10 protein-coding genes and 2 pseudogenes are annotated in these 17,375 nt (G+C 72.4%); 6 read left to right on the forward strand and 6 right to left on the reverse strand.

Features of this window, described 5'->3' with window-relative positions:
* Nucleotides 1-8 precede the first annotated feature (8 nt).
* From ACGFZQ_RS32520 to ACGFZQ_RS32530, 3 genes are all read right to left on the reverse strand, one after another.
* Nucleotides 9-1,232 carry a cytochrome P450 gene (locus ACGFZQ_RS32520; protein ID WP_393843447.1) on the reverse strand — a complete coding sequence of 408 codons (1,224 nt, stop codon included), beginning with the start codon at nt 1,230-1,232 and terminating at the stop codon, nt 9-11.
* Between the two features lie 133 nt (nt 1,233-1,365).
* On the reverse strand, nt 1,366-2,157 hold the full coding sequence (locus ACGFZQ_RS32525; RefSeq protein ID WP_393843332.1) for an N-formylglutamate amidohydrolase: 792 nt from the start codon (nt 2,155-2,157) through the stop codon (nt 1,366-1,368).
* 251 nt (nt 2,158-2,408) lie between these two features.
* Entirely contained in the window at nt 2,409-4,625 is a 2,217-nt protein-coding gene (locus ACGFZQ_RS32530) for an NADP-dependent isocitrate dehydrogenase (protein ID WP_351745752.1), read from the reverse strand.
* 203 nt (nt 4,626-4,828) lie between these two features.
* Between ACGFZQ_RS32530 and ACGFZQ_RS32535 the strand changes: the two are divergent.
* Nucleotides 4,829-6,405: pseudogene (locus ACGFZQ_RS32535) on the forward strand (M1 family peptidase).
* A gap of 17 nt (nt 6,406-6,422) precedes the next feature.
* On the opposite strand, the gene ACGFZQ_RS32540 reads toward ACGFZQ_RS32535, so the two are convergent.
* Nucleotides 6,423-7,514, reverse strand: a complete 1,092-nt coding sequence (locus ACGFZQ_RS32540) for a mechanosensitive ion channel family protein (RefSeq protein ID WP_351745747.1) — start codon at nt 7,512-7,514, stop codon at nt 6,423-6,425.
* 200 nt (nt 7,515-7,714) lie between these two features.
* Here ACGFZQ_RS32540 and ACGFZQ_RS32545 point away from each other — a divergent pair, with 200 nt between their 5' ends.
* The 3 genes from ACGFZQ_RS32545 to ACGFZQ_RS32555 are packed head-to-tail and all read left to right on the forward strand — an operon-like array spanning nt 7,715 to nt 11,621.
* Nucleotides 7,715-9,160 (forward strand): FGGY family carbohydrate kinase, encoded by a 1,446-nt coding sequence (locus ACGFZQ_RS32545; protein WP_393843333.1) that lies wholly within the window; start codon nt 7,715-7,717, stop codon nt 9,158-9,160.
* Complete coding sequence (locus ACGFZQ_RS32550; RefSeq protein WP_393843334.1) at nt 9,157-10,539, forward strand: FAD-dependent oxidoreductase; 1,383 nt, start codon at nt 9,157-9,159, stop codon at nt 10,537-10,539. The genes ACGFZQ_RS32545 and ACGFZQ_RS32550 overlap by 4 nt, the downstream gene beginning before the upstream one ends.
* Complete coding sequence (locus ACGFZQ_RS32555; RefSeq protein WP_393843335.1) at nt 10,536-11,621, forward strand: FAD-dependent oxidoreductase; 1,086 nt, start codon at nt 10,536-10,538, stop codon at nt 11,619-11,621. Before ACGFZQ_RS32550 ends, ACGFZQ_RS32555 begins: the two co-directional genes overlap by 4 nt.
* On the opposite strand, the gene ACGFZQ_RS32560 is transcribed toward ACGFZQ_RS32555, so the two are convergent.
* Nucleotides 11,608-12,372, reverse strand: coding sequence for a crotonase/enoyl-CoA hydratase family protein (locus ACGFZQ_RS32560; RefSeq protein WP_393843336.1), 765 nt, complete (start codon nt 12,370-12,372; stop codon nt 11,608-11,610). The two genes, ACGFZQ_RS32555 and ACGFZQ_RS32560, sit on opposite strands and share 14 nt — an antisense overlap.
* Before the next feature lie 213 nt (nt 12,373-12,585).
* Here ACGFZQ_RS32560 and ACGFZQ_RS32565 point away from each other — a divergent pair.
* Nucleotides 12,586-14,214: pseudogene (locus tag ACGFZQ_RS32565) on the forward strand (IS200/IS605 family accessory protein TnpB-related protein).
* A gap of 6 nt (nt 14,215-14,220) precedes the next feature.
* Here ACGFZQ_RS32565 and ACGFZQ_RS32570 read toward each other — a convergent pair.
* Nucleotides 14,221-15,204, reverse strand: a complete 984-nt coding sequence (locus tag ACGFZQ_RS32570; protein ID WP_393843337.1) for a YbhN family protein — start codon at nt 15,202-15,204, stop codon at nt 14,221-14,223.
* Nucleotides 15,205-15,429: 225 nt separating this feature from the next.
* On the opposite strand from ACGFZQ_RS32570, the gene ACGFZQ_RS32575 reads away from it, so the two are divergent.
* Nucleotides 15,430-17,295 carry an ABC transporter ATP-binding protein gene (locus ACGFZQ_RS32575; protein ID WP_393843448.1) on the forward strand — a complete coding sequence of 622 codons (1,866 nt, stop codon included), beginning with the start codon at nt 15,430-15,432 and terminating at the stop codon, nt 17,293-17,295.
* Nucleotides 17,296-17,375 lie beyond the last annotated feature (80 nt).

The raw sequence follows: 17,375 nt of genomic DNA on the forward strand, positions 1-17,375 counted from the left end.
GCGCCGTCTCACCAGGCGACGGGCAGGGTCCGCGGCCCCCGGATCATCGTCCGGCGGCGCCACTCCACGTCCTCGGCCGGCACCGCGAGCCGCAGCCCCGGCAGCCGGTCGAGGAGGGTGTCGACCAACAGCTCCGTCTGCAGCCGGGCGAGGACCGCGCCCGTGCAGTAGTGCGGGCCGTTACCGAAGGCGAGATGCGGATTGGGCTCGCGGTCCGGGACGATACCGTCCGGATCGGGGAAGACGGCCGGGTCGCGGTTGGCGGCGAGGTAGGAGACGTACACCGGATCGCCGGCCGCGATCCGGGTGCCGTCACCCAGCTCGACGTCCTCCAGGGCGATCCGGGCCAGCCCGACCGTGCTGCGGTGCGGGATCCAGCGCAGCAGCTCGTCAAGGACCGGCCCGCGCTCACCCGGCCGCTCCCGCAGGTGTGCCAGCAGCTCCGGCCGGGTGAGCATCAGGTACAGCATCTGGCCGCAGTTGTGGGTGACCGCCTCACCGCCGATCTGCAGCGGACCGGCCAGCCCGACGGCCTCCTCCTCGCCGATCTCGCCCCGGGCCACCGCACCCCCGAGCAGCGAGTACACGTCGGCGCCCGGGCTGCCGGCCCGCGCGCGTACCGTCTGGGTGATCCACCCGTACAGCCCCTGCTTGGCCGCTTCGGCGGCCTCGACCCCGCCCGAGGTGGAGATGATCTGCCGGGTCCAGGCGTGCACCCGCTCCCGGTCGGCCTCCGGCACCCCCATCACCTCACTGACCACGGTGATCGGGAACGGCTCAAGGACCCGCTCGACCAGATCGGCGGGCGGCCCCTCCCGCACCACCCCGTCGACCAGTTCGTCGAGGATCTCCTGCGCCCGGGGCCGCAGCCGCCTCATCGCGCCGACCGTGAAAGCACCGGCGACCGGCTTGCGCAGCCGGTTGTGGTCGGGCTGGTCGGCCCAGGCCAGCGAGCCCGGACGGGGCTGGAAGTGCGGGGCGAGCCGGGTCACCTGGCGCCGGGTGACCTCGGTACGGCTGAACCTCGGGTCGTTGGTGACGGTCCGGACGTCCTCGTACCGGGTGGCGAGCCACGCCCAGCCCTCGCCGAACGGCAACCGGATCCGCGTCACCGGCGCTTCCCGCATCAGCGCGGCGAGGATCGGGTCGAACTCGGTCCCCTCCAGGTCGTACGCGGGCCAGTCCCGTACGGGCGGCGCCGCCGGGCACACGGGCGGGGCCGGCTCCGTCATGGGGGGCGGGGGCGGTTCCGTCGTCGTGAGCTCGGCCGGCTCCGTGGTCGTGGGCGCGGTCATCTCCGTGGTCATGCCTCCACGGTCGTACGGCCCTCACCACGTGTCCTGCGGGAATGCTCCAGCCGGAGGGTCAGCCGGCGACGGAGTCCACGAGCACGGCGAGGGCGGTGGCGAGCCGGTCGGCTCCCGCCCCCGCCGGACCGCCCGGCTCGGTCATGTAGAGGTCCCGCCGGATCTCGATCATCAGGGCGCCGACCCGCGCGTCCGCCCCGTAGAACTCCAGCGGCACGTAGGCCCCGCCGAACGGGCTGTCCAGCCCCGTCTCCCCGCACCCCGCGAAGGCCTCGCGGGCCGCCGCTGTCAGCTCGGCCGGCGTGTGGAAGCCGTCCGTGCCCAGACACACCGGCGGCCGCGGCCCCGCCCCGTGCAGCTCGTAGGGCAGCGCCCGGCTCGGATAGGAGTGCACGTCGATCACCACCGCCCGCCCGGTCGTCGCCAGCCGCCCGGCGACCGCTTCCGTCATCGCCCGGGCGTACGGCCGGAAGTACCGCGCGACCAACGGCCCGGGATCGAACGGCTCGTCCCGCAGCACGCCCCGGTGCGTGGTCCGCGTGTACACGGCCCCCATCCCGACGGCGAGCATCTCCTCCCGCTCGTCCGGAAACCGCTCCGGATCCACCACCAGCCGGGACAGCCGGTTGACGAACCGCCAGGGGGTCACCCCGGCGAGCCCGGCCGCCGCCTCCGCGAGCTCGGCCGTGTGCGCGTCCGTGATGTGGTCCAGCTCCCGCTCCAGCGCCGCGTCGTCGAGCACGATGTCCGCGCGCACGCCGGCCGGGACCGCCCGCGCGGAGTGCGGCACATGCAGGATCACGGGCGACTCGGCGGCGCCGGGCAGCAGTTCGTACGACGGCTCGGACACGGGCGGCTCCCGGGGTGTGGTCGGTGGCGGGGTGCAGGATCAAGGTGTCACATCGACGACGGGCCCAGCAGCTCCCGGATCAGGCCGCCCACCTGTCCGGTCCCGATGGACCGGCCGCGCGCCGCACGAGACACGCGGACTTCACGAACGACATACGCGCGCCACGGGGGCCGGACATGGCTCCGCCCCGGCGGGCGGGCGCCTGCCGGGGCGGAGACTTCATCCGGGCCCCTGGGGACCGGGAGGTCGGCTCAGAGGGCCGCGAGCGCCGCGTTCCAGGTCGCCGACGGGCGCATGACCGCGTCCGCCTTGGCCTTCTCGGGCTGGTAGTAGCCGCCGATGTCGGCCGGGGAGCCCTGGACGGCGAGCAGCTCGTCGACGATCTGCTGCTCGTTGGCGGTGAGCGTCTCGGCGAACGACGCGAACGCCTTGGCGAGCTCGGCGTCGTCGGTCTGCTTGGCCAACTCCTGCGCCCAGTACAGGGACAGGTAGAAGTGGCTGCCGCGGTTGTCGATGCCGCCGACGCGACGGGTCGGGGACTTGTCCTCGTTGAGGAAGGTCGCCGTGGCGCGATCGAGGGTGTCGGCGAGCACCTGGGCGCGGGCGTTGCCGGTGGCCGTGGCGTACTGCTCGAAGGAGGGGACCAGCGCGAAGAACTCGCCGAGCGAGTCCCAGCGCAGGTAGTTCTCCTTGACCAGCTGCTGGACGTGCTTCGGCGCGCTGCCGCCGGCACCCGTCTCGAACAGGCCGCCGCCCGCCATCAGCGGGACGACCGAGAGCATCTTGGCGCTGGTGCCCAGCTCCAGGATCGGGAAGAGGTCGGTCAGGTAGTCACGGAGCACGTTGCCGGTGACGGAGATGGTGTTCTCGCCGCGGCGGATGCGCTCCACCGACAGCTTGGTGGCCTCGACCGGCGCCAGGATCCTGATGTCCAGGCCCTCGGTGTCGTGCTCGGCCAGGTACTGCTTGACCTTGGCGATGAGCTGCGCGTCGTGCGCACGGCCCTCGTCCAGCCAGAAGACGGCCGGGTCGCCGGTGGCGCGGGCGCGGGTGACGGCCAGCTTCACCCAGTCCTTGATCGGCGCGTCCTTGGTCTGGCAGGCGCGGAAGATGTCACCGGCGGCGACCGGCTGCTCGATCACGACGTTGCCGGCCGCGTCGACCAGGCGGACCGTGCCGGTGGTGGCGATCTCGAAGGTCTTGTCGTGGGAGCCGTACTCCTCGGCCTTCTGCGCCATCAGGCCCACGTTCGGGACCGAGCCCATGGTGGACGGGTCGAAGGCGCCGTTGGCGCGGCAGTCCTCGATCACGGCCTGGTAGACACCGGCGTAGGAGGAGTCCGGGATGACCGCGAGGGTGTCGGCCTCCTCGCCGTCCGGGCCCCACATGTGGCCGGAGGTGCGGATCATGGCCGGCATCGAGGCGTCGATGATGACGTCGGAGGGCACGTGCAGGTTGGTGATGCCCTTGTCGGAGTCGACCATCGCCAGGGCCGGGCCCTCGGCGATCTCGGCGTCGAAGGAGGCCTTGATCTCGGCACCCTCGGGGAGGTTCTCCAGGCCCTTGAGGATGCCCCCGAGACCGTCGTTCGCGCTGAGGCCGGCCGCCTTGAGGGTCTGGCCGTACTTCGCGAACGTCTTCGGGAAGAAGACGCGCACCACGTGACCGAAGATGATCGGGTCGGAGACCTTCATCATCGTGGCCTTGAGGTGCACGGAGAACAGGACGCCCTCCTGCTTGGCGCGGGCGATCTGTGCGGCCAGGAAGTCGTTGAGCTGGGCGACGTGCAGCACCGAGGCGTCGACGACCTCGCCCGCCAGGACCGGTACGGAGTCCTTGAGCACGGTGGTGGTGCCGTCCTCGGCGACCAGCTCGATCTTCAGGGCGCCGGCCTCGGAGATCACCACGGACTTCTCGGTGGAGCGGAAGTCGTTCTCGCCCATGGTGGTCACATTGGTCCTGGACTCGGAGGTCCAGGCGCCCATGCGGTGCGGGTGGGTCTTGGCGTAGTTCTTCACCGAGGCGGGGGCGCGGCGGTCCGAGTTGCCCTCACGCAGGACCGGGTTCACGGCGGAACCCTTGATCTTGTCGTAGCGGGCGCGGATCTCGCGCTCCTCGTCGGTCTTCGGGTCGTCCGGGTAGGCCGGCAGCGCGTAGCCCTTGCCCTGGAGCTCGGCGACGGCGGCCTTCAGCTGCGGGATCGACGCCGAGATGTTCGGCAGCTTGACGATGTTCGCCTCGGGCGTCTTGGCCAGGTCGCCCAGCTCGGCCAGGGCGTCCGGGACGCGCTGGTCCTCGTTCAGGTACTCCGGGAAGTGGGCGATGATGCGCCCGGCCAGCGAGATGTCGCGGATGTCCACGGCGACACCGGCCTGCGAGGCATACGCCTGGATCACCGGCAGGAACGAGTGCGTCGCCAGGGCCGGGGCCTCGTCTGTGTAGGTGTAGAAGATGGTCGAGTCAGTCACCGGGTGCTCCGCTCCACGTCTGCAACATTGCTCGACATCAAGATATCTCGTGAACGACCCGGGCTCGACAGGGGTCCGCGACTCGGAAGATCCGATGGTCATACGACGGGCAACCGGATCGGTCGAAAGGGTGGTCATGACAAGCGAGCCACCATCGACCGGCGGCCGGACCGACCAACCGGCTGCCCGAGCGAAAGCGGACGATGAGAAATCGCACCAGAGTGACGGCCCCGGCGGCTGCCCTGCTCGGCACGGCGACCGTACTGGCCACGGGCGCCCCGGCCCTCGCGCGTCCCTTCTCCGCGGGGGAGAAAAGCGGCGACGCGGGGGCCGGGGGCAGGACGCCCGCCCCGGGCCCGGAGACCCTCGGCGACCCCGTCTACCCGGCCCTCGGCAACGACGGCTACCGGGTGCTCGCCTACGACCTCGACCTCGCCTACGACGCCACGACCCGCCTGGTCGACGGCACCGCGACGCTGCGCGTCCGCACCACGCGGAATCTGTCCCGCTTCTCCCTGGACGCGCTCGGCCTCGACATACGCTCCGTGCGCGTCGACGGCCGCGGCGCGCTCTTCGAGCAGGCCGACGAGAAGCTGCGGATCACCCCGGCCCGCCCGCTGCGGGAGCACGATCGTGTCACGGTGTGCGTGGAGTACGGCGCCGATCCGCGCCGCACCCTCCCGCACACCGCCTGGGTGCCCACCCCGGACGGCTTCGCCGTCTGCCCGCAGCCGAACTCCGCGCACACCGTCTTCCCGTGCAACGACCACCCCTCGGACAAGGCGGACTTCACCTTCCGCATCACCGTCCCGAACGGACTGCGCGGTGTCGCGAACGGCCTGCCGACCTGCACCGAGTCCCTCCCCGGCGACCGTACGGCGTACTCGTACCGGTCCCGCGCGCGCCGATCGCCACGGAATTCGTCCAGATCACGGTCGGTGGCTGTGGGGTCAGGATCGGCAGGGCCGAATCCCGGCTTTGCGCTGCGGGCCGACATGCGCGCACGGCAGTGTCGCGGTGTCAGGCGGTGACAGTCAAGCTGCCGGGACAAGGCGGGTCGCTGACCTGCTCGGCGGTCGGGAGGATCGTCGCCGGACGGACATAAGTGCCGTCAAATCCGCCGGAGCGATCCAGGCGGGAGTCTCACGGGGCACCCGGGAGAGAGCTCCAAAAGCCGAACCTCCTGCACCATCAGGAAGAAAGCGACGGCTTGCATGTGCTGCAGAGCACGGCCTGCTCCTCGTTCGGCTAGGGACCGGCCCCATTTACCTGGGTCGACCCCTAGCCGAACGAGGGCCACGCCGGCTTCTACGGGCTGCTCTACCGCTACGAACGCGGCTGGCCGGACTCCCTGGGCATGGCCACCATGGAGGCGCGGATGAAGGACACCTACGCCCGCGGCGACCAGTGGCGTCACGACTCCGGCCCGGTGGCCGCCCCGAACGAGGCCGACCTCTTCGACGACCAGCGCTACCTCGGCGGCGTCCTGGTCCTCTACGCCTTCCGCGAGCTGGTCGGCGAGGACGCCTTCCACGCGGTGGAGCGCGCCTTCCTGGACCGCATCCGGCACCGCTCGGCGTCCACCGAGGACTACCTCGCCGTCGCCGCCGAGGTATCCGGCCAGGACCGCTCCGGATTCCTCCGCGACTGGCTCTACGGCACCACGACCCCGCGGATGCCCGGCCACCCCGACTGGACGGTCACCCCGGTGACGCCGTCTCCGGCCACCCCGCCCAGCCTGCGCGGCGGCCACCACCACGACAACTCGGCCACGCTGTAGGCGCGATGGGCAGGGGGCTAGTCGGTGTGCGGCAGGCCCGACGGCAGGTTGTCCGGGACGCGCTGCTGCGGGATCACCACGGCCCCCTGCTGGAGCGCCACCGTGCGGGTCGGGGCCGGGATGCGGATGCCCTCCTCGCGGTAGCGGCGGTGCAGGCGCTTGATGAACTCGTGCTTGATCCGGAACTGGTCGCTGAACTCCCCGACGCCCAGGATCACCGTGAAGCCGATCCGCGAGTCGCCGAAGGTGTGGAAGCGGATGGCCGGCTCGTGCTCGGGGAGGGCGCCGGTGATCTCGGTCATCGTCTCGGCGATGACCTCGTGCGTGACCCGCTCGACGTGGTCGAGGTCGCTGTCGTAACTCACGCCCACCTGCACCAGGATCGTCAACTCCTGCTCGGGGCGCGTGTAGTTGGTCATGTTCGTCTTCGCCAGCTGGCCGTTGGGGACGACCACCAGGTTGTTGGAGAGCTGACGGACCGTCGTCTGCCGCCAGTTGATGTCCACGACATAGCCCTCCTCGCCGCTGCTGAGCTGGATGTAGTCGCCCGGCTGCACGGTCTTCGAGGCGAGGATGTGGATGCCCGCGAAGAGGTTGGCCAGGGTGTCCTGGAGTGCGAGCGCGACCGCGAGGCCGCCGACGCCCAGGGCGGTGAGCAGCGGTGCTATGGAGATGCCCAGCGTCTGGAGCACCACCAGGAAGCCGATCGCCAGGACCAGCACCCGGGTGATGTTCACGAAGATCGTGGCCGAACCGGCCACCCCGGAGCGGGACTGGGTGACCGACTGCACCAGGCCGGCGATCACCCGCGCCGCCGAGACCGTCACCGCGAAGATGAGCAGCACCTTCAGGCACTGGTTGGTGTGGTGCTGGACCGTTCTCGTCAGCGGCAGCACCGCCGCGGCGGCCGCCGCGCCGCCCGAGAGCGCCGCCCACGGGACCACCGTGCGCAGCGCGTCCACGATGACGTCGTCACCGCTCCAACGGGTCCGCTTCGCGTGCTTGGCCAGCCAGCGCAGCATGCCGCGTGACAGAAAGGCCAGCAACAGGCCCGCCGCCAGGGCGATGCCGGCCAGGACCAGGTCATCGACGGTGAGCGCTCGGTCCACCGGTTACCTCCCATTCGGTTGTGCAACCGCTCATCCTGCCGTATCCGCGGAACCGAATCCGCACAGAGGTTCGCACCGCGGCTCCGTCCGCCGGGACCGCACTGAATCTGTCCGGCTCGAACTGCCGCCACACCGCGCCTGGTTGACGTGGCCCGCCGTACGACGGCAGGCTGTCGCGCAGTGATCACCAGGGAGGCTCGATGACAGGTCCGGTGCTCGCCGTCGACCAGGGCACGTCCGGCACCAAGGCCCTGGTGATCTGCCCCGAACGGGGCGTCATCGGCACCGGATTCGTCGCCATAACACCCCGGCACCTGCCCGGTGGCCTGGTGGAGGCGGACCCCGAGGAGCTGTACGACTCGGTGCTCGTCGCCGGCCGCCGGGCGCTCGCCGAGGCCGGCGAACCGGTCACCGCGCTGGGCCTCGCCAACCAGGGCGAGACCGTCCTGGCCTGGGACCCCGGTACCGGGCGCCCGCTCACCACCGCGATCGTCTGGCAGGACCGCCGGGCCGAGACCGTCTGCACCGAACTCGCCGAACACGCGGCCGAATTACGGGAACTCACCGGACTGCCCCTCGACCCCTACTTCGCCGCGCCCAAGATGGCCTGGATCCGCCGCCACCTCACCACCGAGGGGGTCGTCACCACCACCGACGCCTGGCTGGTCCACCGGCTCACCGGCGCCTATGTCACCGACGCCGCCACCGCCGGCCGCACCCAACTCCTCGATCTGGACCGGGTGCAGTGGTCACCGCGCGCCCTCGACCTCTACGGACTGTCCGCCGAACACCTCCCCGAGATCGTCGACAACTGCCAACTCATCGGCACGACGAAGGAGTTCGGGCGCGAGATCCCACTCACCGGCCTTGCCGTGGACCAGCAGGCCGCCCTCCTCGCCCAGCGGATCACCGGTCCGGGCGGCGCCAAGTGCACCTACGGCACTGGGGCGTTCCTGCTCGCGCACACCGGCGACACCCCTCGGCACAGCACCTCAGGACTGGTCAGCTGTGTCGCCTGGCGCCTCGCCGGGGAGACCGGCTACTGCCTGGAGGGCCAGGTGTACACGGCCGCCTCCGCCGTACGCTGGCTCACCGACCTCGGCGTGATCTCCGGCGCCGCCGACCTCGACCGGGTCGGCGGCACCGTCCCCGACACCGGCGGGGTCACCTTCGTCCCCGCGCTGGCCGGGCTCGCCGCTCCCTGGTGGCGCGGCGACCTGCGCGGCTCGCTCACCGGGCTGGGCCTCGACACCGGCCCCGGGCACCTGGTGCGCGCCCTGTGCGAGGGCCTCGCCGCCCAGGTGGTGGAACTCGCCGAAGCCGCCGAGACCGACCTCGGCACCTCGCTGACCGCGCTGCGCGTCGACGGCGGACTCACCCGCTCGGCCCTGCTCATGCAGATCCAGGCCGACCTGCTGCAACGCCCGGTCGAGGTGTCCACGCTGCCCGACGCCACCGCCCTCGGGGTGGGCGCCCTGGCCTACCTCGGCACCGACCCCACCGACTTCCTGCCGGACGGGGGACCGTCCGCCGTCTACGAGCCGCGTATCTCGCCGGGCGAGGCCGCCGACCGGCTGGGCACCTTCCGGGCAGCCGTCGCCGCCTTGCTCGCACGCGCCGGCGCCGGCGCCGGAGCACCCGGGTGACGGTCACCGCCGACGGGCCGCTGCCCACCGCCCCCTACGACGTGACGGTCGTCGGCGCCGGGGTCGTCGGCAGCGCGATCGCCCGTGAACTGGCCCGTCACCCGCACCTCAAGGTCGCCCTGGTGGAGGCCCAGGACGATGTCGGCCAGGGCACCTCGAAGGCCAACACCGCCCTCCTGCACACCGGTTTCGACGCCCACCCCGGCACCCTGGAAGCCCGCCTGGTCCGTGCGGGCTCCCGGCTCCTCGCCGCGTACGCCGCCGAGTCCGGCATCCCGGTCGAGCCGGTCGGCGCCCTGCTGGTGGCCTGGGACGAGGAGCAGCGGTCCGCGCTGCCCGGCCTCGCCCGGCAGGCCGTACGCAACGACCACCACGACACCCGCCTGTTGACCGCCGCCGAGCTGTACGCCCGCGAACCCCACCTCGGCCCCGGCGCGCTCGGCGCCCTGCACGTACCCGGCGAGAGCATCATCTGCCCCTGGAGCACGACCCTGGCCTACGCCACCCAGGCCGTGCGGGGCGGCGTCGACCTCCACCTCAACTCCCGCGTGGCACAGGTGAGCCGGCACGCCGGCGCGCACACCCTGACCACCGCGCGCGGCCCCCTGCACACCCGCCACCTCGTCAACGCGGCCGGCCTGCACGCCGACACCCTCGACCGTCACCTCGGCCACCGCGCCTTCACCGTCACCCCGCGCCGCGGCCAGCTGATCGTCTACGACAAGCTCGCCCGCGACCTGGTCCGGCACATCCTGCTGCCGGTCCCCACCGCCCTCGGCAAGGGCGTCCTGGTCGCCCCCACCGTCTACGGCAACGTCCTGCTGGGCCCCACCGCCGAGGACCTGGACGACAGGACCGCCACCGGGTCGACCGCCGAGGGGCTGGCGGTCCTGCGCGAGAGCGGCCGCCGGATCCTGCCCGCGCTCCTCGACGAGGAGGTCACCGCCGTCTACGCCGGTCTGCGCGCGGCCACCGAGCACGACGACTACCGCATCTCCGCCCACCCCGAACAGGCGTACGTCACCGTCGGCGGCATCCGCTCCACCGGCCTCACCGCCTCGCTCGCCATCGCCGCCCATGTCACCGGACTGCTGCGGGACTCGGGCCTCGACCTGAACGACCCCGTCGACCTGGAACCGGTCCGGATGCCGAACCTCGGCGAGGCCTTCCCTCGTCCGTACCAGCAGGGTTCTCACGTCGTCGTCTGCCATTGCGAGCACGTCACCCTCGGCGAGATCCGGGACGCCCTCGCCGGGACCATCCCGCCACGCAGCCTGCCGGGCCTGCGCCGCCGCACCCGGGCCGGGGCGGGCCGCTGCCAGGGTTTCCACTGCGGGGCCACGGTGCGGGAGCTGTTCGAGAGGGCGGGCAGACCGTGACCACGGAACGCCAGGTCGACGTCCTGGTCGTCGGTGCCGGCCCCGCCGGTCTCGCGGCCGCCGCCCGGCTCGCCGCCGCCGGAGCCGGCCTGGTCGAGGTGCTGGAGCGGGAGCCGGAGGCCGGGGGAGTGCCGCGGTACTGCGTCCACGGCGGATTCGGCACCTGGACCCGGCCGTTGACCGGACCGGCGTACGCCGGTCTGCTCGTCGAGGCGGCCGCGCGGGCGGGAGCGGTGGTCCGTACCGGGGTGACCGTACTGGACTGGGCCGGGACGCCAAGCGGGTCCGGCGAAGTTCGCTGCGGTTCGGCAGCGCCCCGAAGGGGCGCGGGGAACTGCGCGACCAGCCACGACGGCGCCGCAGTCGACACACGGCATATCGCGGTACTTCCAGCGGAGCGCTTAGGCCTCGCCACCGTCGGCGTGCGCGGCCCGGAGACGGTCACCGCACGGGCGGTGGTCCTCGCCACCGGCGCCTACGAACGCCCCCGCACGGCACGGCTGATCCCGGGCACCCGGCCCGCCGGGGTCTACACCGGAGGAGAACTGCAGCAGGCGGTGCACCGCTACCGGCAGCCGATCGGCGGGCGGGCGGTGGTGGTCGGGGCCGAGGACGTGTCGTACGCGGCCGCCGAGACGGTACGCGCCGCGGGCGCCGAGGTCGTCGCTATGCTCACCGACCGGCCGCGCGCCGCTGTTGTCCGTGCCGTCACCGACGTGACGCGCGCCGCCTCCGTCCGTGCCCTGGACGCCCAGCTCCGCTCCCGTGTCCCGCTGCTCACCGGCACCACGGTCACGGAGATCCTCGGCCACGGACGGCTGTCCGGCGTCCGGATCCGGCACCTCGACGGGCGTACGGGAGTCCTCTCCTGCGACACGGTCGTCTTCACCGGGGACTTCGTCGCCGAGGACGAACTAGCCCGCCGGGCCCGGATCACCCTCGCCCACGGGCCGGGCACCGACCGCCCGGGGGTCTTCGCCGTCGGCGGTCTGCCGCACCCGGGCCGGGACGCCCGGACGGCGGCCCGGGAGGGGGTCCTGGCCGCCGGTGCGGTGCTGGAGTGGCTGCTCAGCCGCCCGTGAAGGACCCGTGCCGGCCCGCCCCCGCCGCGAAGCGCGCCGCGCCCTGCAGACCTTCCGGCAGCACGTCCATGCCGTACTGGATCTCACCGAGCATCGCCGTCGGTTCGTCCAGCCCCTCCTGGTCCAGCACCGACGCCCGGTCGCTGCGCAGGCAGGCCTGCGGGAAAGCGGCTATGGACGCGGCCAGTTCCTCGGCCGCCTCGCGGGACCGGCCCGGCGGGACCAGGCGGTTGGCCAGGCCCATCTCGTACGCCTCGGGGGCCGGGACCGGGCGGCCGGTCAGGATCAGGTCCATGGCCCGGCCGGTGCCGATCAGCCGGGGGAGCCGTACCGTGCCGCCGTCGATCAGGGGCACGCCCCAGCGGCGGCAGAAGACGCCGAACACCGCGTCCTCCTCGGCGACCCGCAGATCGCACCACAGGGCCAGTTCCAGGCCCCCCGCCACGGCGTGCCCGGCGATCGCCGCGATCACCGGCTTGGAGAGCCGCAGCCGGGTCGGGCCCATCGGGCCGTCCCCGTCCTCCGCCACCCGGTTGCCGCGCTCGCCGCCCATCGCCTTCAGGTCCGCGCCCGCGCAGAAGGTGCCGCCCTCACCCCACAGCACCGCCACCCGGGCCGCGTCGTCCGCCTCGAACTCCCGGAAGGCGGCGGCCAGTTCGGCTGCCGTCGGCCCGTCCACCGCGTTGCGCGCCTCGGGCCGGGAGAGCACGACCGTGGTGACAGGACCCTTGCGTTCCAGGCGGACCGGCATGCGTTTCCTTCCGTCGGAGAGCCATCCGGGGTTGTGAACAGGTGGTGATCGACAGTACGTGAGCGCGTTCTGGTACGAATGAGTGAGTCTTCGGGCGGTGGCGGGCGCACGTGCCGGGTGGAGAACGAAGTTTCTTGTCTCGAATGCGTGACCTTGGCGAGTGCTGGTCGTTGGGTGGGTGGCGGAATTCGGCGGCACCGGGGGGTGCGTGCGTTGAGCGGACTGGGGGAGGTGGCGGCGCCGTTCGTGGTGCCCGGCCCTTCGGGGGTCGCGGTCCGTACCCGCCTCAAGGGTCTGACCGCCGAGGACGAGAGGGTACTGGGCCTGGTCGGTGATCACCTCGCATCGCTCGCCTCCCGTGATCTGAAGGCCAGGTGTGCGGCCGGGCTGGACCACGACGGTGAGCAGTGGGCGCAGCGCAAGCGTGTCCTGACCGGGGAGTCCTCCTCCCGCTGGGCCGGGTCCATCACGAAAGCCACCCACGACCAGTGGGCGCTGGCCCGGCGCGGCCGGCTCGCGCACATCCACAGCCTTCAGGCGGGGATCGCGACGATCTCCCACCGTCTGTCTTTGCCCCTGGGTGAGAAGGGTGCCAGGCATGCTCCGGGCGGCTACCGCTCGCGCAGGGAGTGGCACGCCAAGTCCCGCCGTCTGCAGGTCCTCGAGGACCGGCTGTAGGCGGCGCGGGCCGACTGGCAGGCAGGTGTCGTGCGTGTGGTGCGCGGCGGGAAGCGGCCGCTGAACAGCCGCCACCACCTTGACACGGCCGGGCTTACCGAGGAGCAGTGGCGCACGCGGTGGAGGGCCGAACGGCGGTTCCTCCAGGCGGACGGCGAGTCCGGGAAGCGGTACGGCAACGAGACCGTCCGTGTCACCCCCGGGGGCGAGGTCTCGATCAAGCTCCCGGCGCCGCTGGCGCATCTTGCCAATGCCCCGCACGGCCGGTACGTCCTGGCCGCGACGGTGTCGTTCGCGCACCGGGGCGAGCAGTGGGCCGACCGGATCACCACCAACCGGGCGGTGGCCTACCGCATCCATGAGGACACCGTTCGGGGCCGCTGGTACCTGACCGCCTCCTGGACCATCCCGCCGGTACAGACGCTGCCGTTGGAAGCGGCCCGCGCGAGGGGTCTGATCGGTGTGGACACCAACGCCGACCACCTGGCCGCCTGGCGCCTGGACCGGCACGGCAACCCCGTCGCCCAGCCGTGCCGGTTCGGCTACGACCTGTCCGGTACCGCCGAGCACCGCGATGCCCAGGTGAGGCATGCGCTGATCCGGCTGCTGCACTGGGCCAGACGCCACGGCCTCGCGATCGCCGTGGAGGACCTTGACTTCGCCGCGGAGAAGACCCGGGAGAAGCACGGCGGCAGGAAGCGGTTCCGGAAACTGATCTCCGGCATGCCCGTGGCCAGGCTGCGGGCCCGGCTGGTCAGCATGGCGGCCGAACTCGGCATCCCCGTCATCGCCGTTGATCCCGCCTACACCAGCAGGTGGGGCGCCCAGCACTGGCAAAAACCCCTCACCACCACTACTCGTAAGACCACTCGCCACGACGCAGCCGCCGTGGCGATCGGAAGGCGCGCCCTGGGGCACCCGATCCGGCGTCGGACGGCACCGCCCCCACACGACCAGAGCGATCGTGTGGGGCATCGGACCGTCCAGGCCAGACCGGGAACCCCGGGGCGTGAGGGACACCGCCTCCGCGTCCCCGGACCACGGACACGATCCGTCGGCGCCGGACGCGGAGCGAACGCGGTCGACCAGAACGCCCAACACCGTCCGGGGCGCTCGGCTGAGCATGAATCCTCGCAACAGGACTCACTCCCGCTCAGTCTCTAGGAACGGTCAGATGACCTTCAGTCGCACCAGCGCTCCCAGTGTCAGTGCTCCCGGCAGCAACGGCACCCACACGGTGATGATCCGGTACGCGAGGACGACGGCCGTGGCGACCGCCACCGGGCCGCCCGCGGCCACCAACGCCACGATCAGCGCCGCCTCCACGGAACCCAGACCGCCCGGCGTGGGGATCAGCGCGACGGCCACCGTGGCCGCCAGGTACGCCAGCGCCATGTGCGCGGGCGGCACCGGCAGGCCCAGCGCCTGCCCCACGGCCACCAGACCGGCCGCCTGGAGCGCGGGGAAGGCGAGCGAACCGCCCCACAGGGCCAGCGCCCGGGACGGACGCGTGTGCACCGAGCGGGCCTCGTTCAGGGCGGAGCGCACGAAACGGAACACGGGCTCGCGCACCCGCCGTACGAGGAACAGCGCGGCCAGCGCCACGGCGGCCAGCGCGCCGGCGACGGCCACGATCGGGCCGGCCGTCCCGTGCGGGAGCAGGCCGCCGAGATGCAGCGCGTCCGGGAAGGCGACGAAGAACACGGCCATCAGGCCCACCCGGGCCACCGACTCGGCGAGCAGGTACAGGGCGAGCGCGGCTGAGGAGGTGGCCAGCGGCACCCCGCACACGGTCATGAACCGCAGGTTGACCGCGCCGGAGCCCAGGCCCGTCGGCAGCAGATGGTTGGCGGAGCCGGCCGCGAGCTGGGTCGCAAGGAGCCGCCAGCGGGGCAGTTGCTGGACCACCGCGCCCTGCCGGGTGAAGGCCGCGGCCACCCAGGTCAGACAGGTGGCGGCGCCCGCCGCCAGCAGCCAGGGCCAGGAGGCGTCACGGAGGTGGCCGAAACCCTCGACGAGGACCGACCAGTGCTGCACCGTGATGACCGCGACGAGCAGGAGCGGAATCAGGGTGAGGATGTGCCGCCAGGGGACATGGCGGGCGAGCCGGGGGAGACGGCCCTCACGGAAGCCGGGGATTCTTACCGCTGTCACACCGGGAGAGGTTTTCCGCGCCGCGCCAACGGCGGGTGGCGGAAGGGGAGACGCCGGATGACGGACGGGAAGCGGGTGAGGGGGGAGGCTCATCTGGGCTTTCGCGTGGGCTTTCGCGGAGCCGGGCGGGGCCTTCGGGAGGCTCATCGGGTCCTTCGTACGAGGGGACGGCGAGCGGACATTGACCTCAACGAAGCTTGAGGTCCTACGTTCTCTCTCATGAGTATGGAGACCACCGCCTGGGCGCAACTGCACAGCGTGATGACCGCCCAGCAGGAGCGCCGCCCGTTCGACCGGGCCACCCTGCGCCGTATCGCCGCCTTCGCCCGCCCGCACCGGCGCGGCATAGTCCGTTTCGTCCTGCTCGGGGTGGTGACGGCCCTGCTCGCCGTGGCGACCCCGGTGCTCGCCGGCCATGTCGTCGACGCGATCGTGTCGGGGCACGACACCGGCACGGTCGTACGGCTGTCGTTGCTGATCGCCGGTGTCGCGGTCGCCGAGGCTGCGCTCGGGGTGCTCGGGCGGCGGCTCTCGGCGACGCTCGGCGAGGGACTCATCCTCGACCTGCGAACGGCTGTGTTCGATCATGTGCAGCGCATGCCCGTCGCGTTCTTCACACGTACTCGTACGGGAGCGCTGGTCAGTCGTCTCAACAACGACGTGATCGGCGCCCAGCGCGCCTTCGCCAACACCCTCTCCGGCGTGGTCAGCAACCTGGTCACGCTGCTGCTGACCCTCGTGGTCATGCTGACCCTGTCCTGGCAGATCACCCTGCTCGCGCTGGTGCTGCTGCCGCTGTTCGTGGTGCCCGCCCGCCGGATGGGCGGCCGGATGGCCAAGATGCAGCGCGAGGCCGCCGCGCTCAACGCGGCCATGGGCACCCGCATGACGGAGCGCTTCTCCGCTCCGGGTGCCACCCTGATCAAGCTCTTCGGCCGGCCCGAGGAGGAGTCGGCGGAGTTCTCGGCACGTGCCGCCCGGGTCCGGGACATCGGGGTGCGCACCGCCACCGCCCAGTCGGTGTTCATGACCGCGCTCACCCTGGTCTCCTCGCTGGCGCTCGCCCTGGTCTACGGCCTCGGCGGCTGGTTCGCGCTGCGTGGCACCCTGGAGCCGGGCGCCGTCGTCTCCCTCGCCCTTCTCCTGACCCGGCTGTACGCCCCGCTCACCGCGCTCGCCGGCGCCCGTGTCGAGGTGATGAGCGCCCTGGTCAGCTTCGAGCGGGTCTTCGAAGTGCTCGACCTGAAGCCCCTGATCGAGGAGAAACCGGACGCCCGCGAGGTCCCCGAGGGCCCGGTGGCCGTCGAGTTCGAGGACGTCCGCTTCGCCTACCCGGCCGCCGACCAGGTCTCCCTCGCCTCGCTCGAAGAGGTCGCGACCCTGGACGGCCGCGGCGGCGCCGAGGTCCTGCACGGCATCTCCTTCCGCGCCGAACCCGGCCGCACCGTCGCCCTGGTCGGCTCCTCCGGCGCCGGCAAGTCCACCATCGCCCAGCTGCTGCCGCGCCTGTACGACGTCGACGGGGGCGCCGTGCGCATCGGCGGCGTCGACGTCCGCGACCTGACCGCCGGCTCCCTGCGGGCCACCCTCGGCATGGTCACCCAGGACGGCCACCTCTTCCACGACACCGTCCGCGCCAACCTGCTGCTCGCCCGGCCGGCGGCCGGCGACGAGGAGTTGTGGGACGCCCTCGGGCGGGCCCGCCTCGACGAGGTCGTACGGTCCCTGCCGGACGGCCTGGACACGGTGGTCGGCGAGCGCGGCTACCGGCTCTCCGGCGGCGAGCGGCAGCGCATGACCATCGCCCGGCTGCTGCTGGCCCGCCAGCGCGTGGTCATCCTCGACGAGGCCACCGCCCACCTGGACAACACCTCGGAGGCGGCCGTCCAGGAGGCCCTTACCGAGGCGCTGGAGGGGCGCACGGCCGTGGTCATCGCCCACCGGCTGTCCACGATCCGGGCCGCCGACCAGATCCTGGTGGTCGAGGCCGGCCGGATCGTGGAGCGCGGCACCCATGAGGAACTCCTGCGGGCGGACGGGCGGTACGCCGAACTGCACCGCACTCAGTTCGCGGAAGTGACCACGCCCTGACGGAGCGTTCACATCACCGTCACGTTTTCCTGTGAGTCGAGGAGGGGAGCGCTCCCCTACTTGACGACTGTGGTCCGGAC

The organism is Streptomyces sp. NPDC048254 (genome assembly GCF_043201895.1).
Taxonomy (GTDB): Bacteria; Actinomycetota; Actinomycetes; order Streptomycetales; family Streptomycetaceae; genus Streptomyces.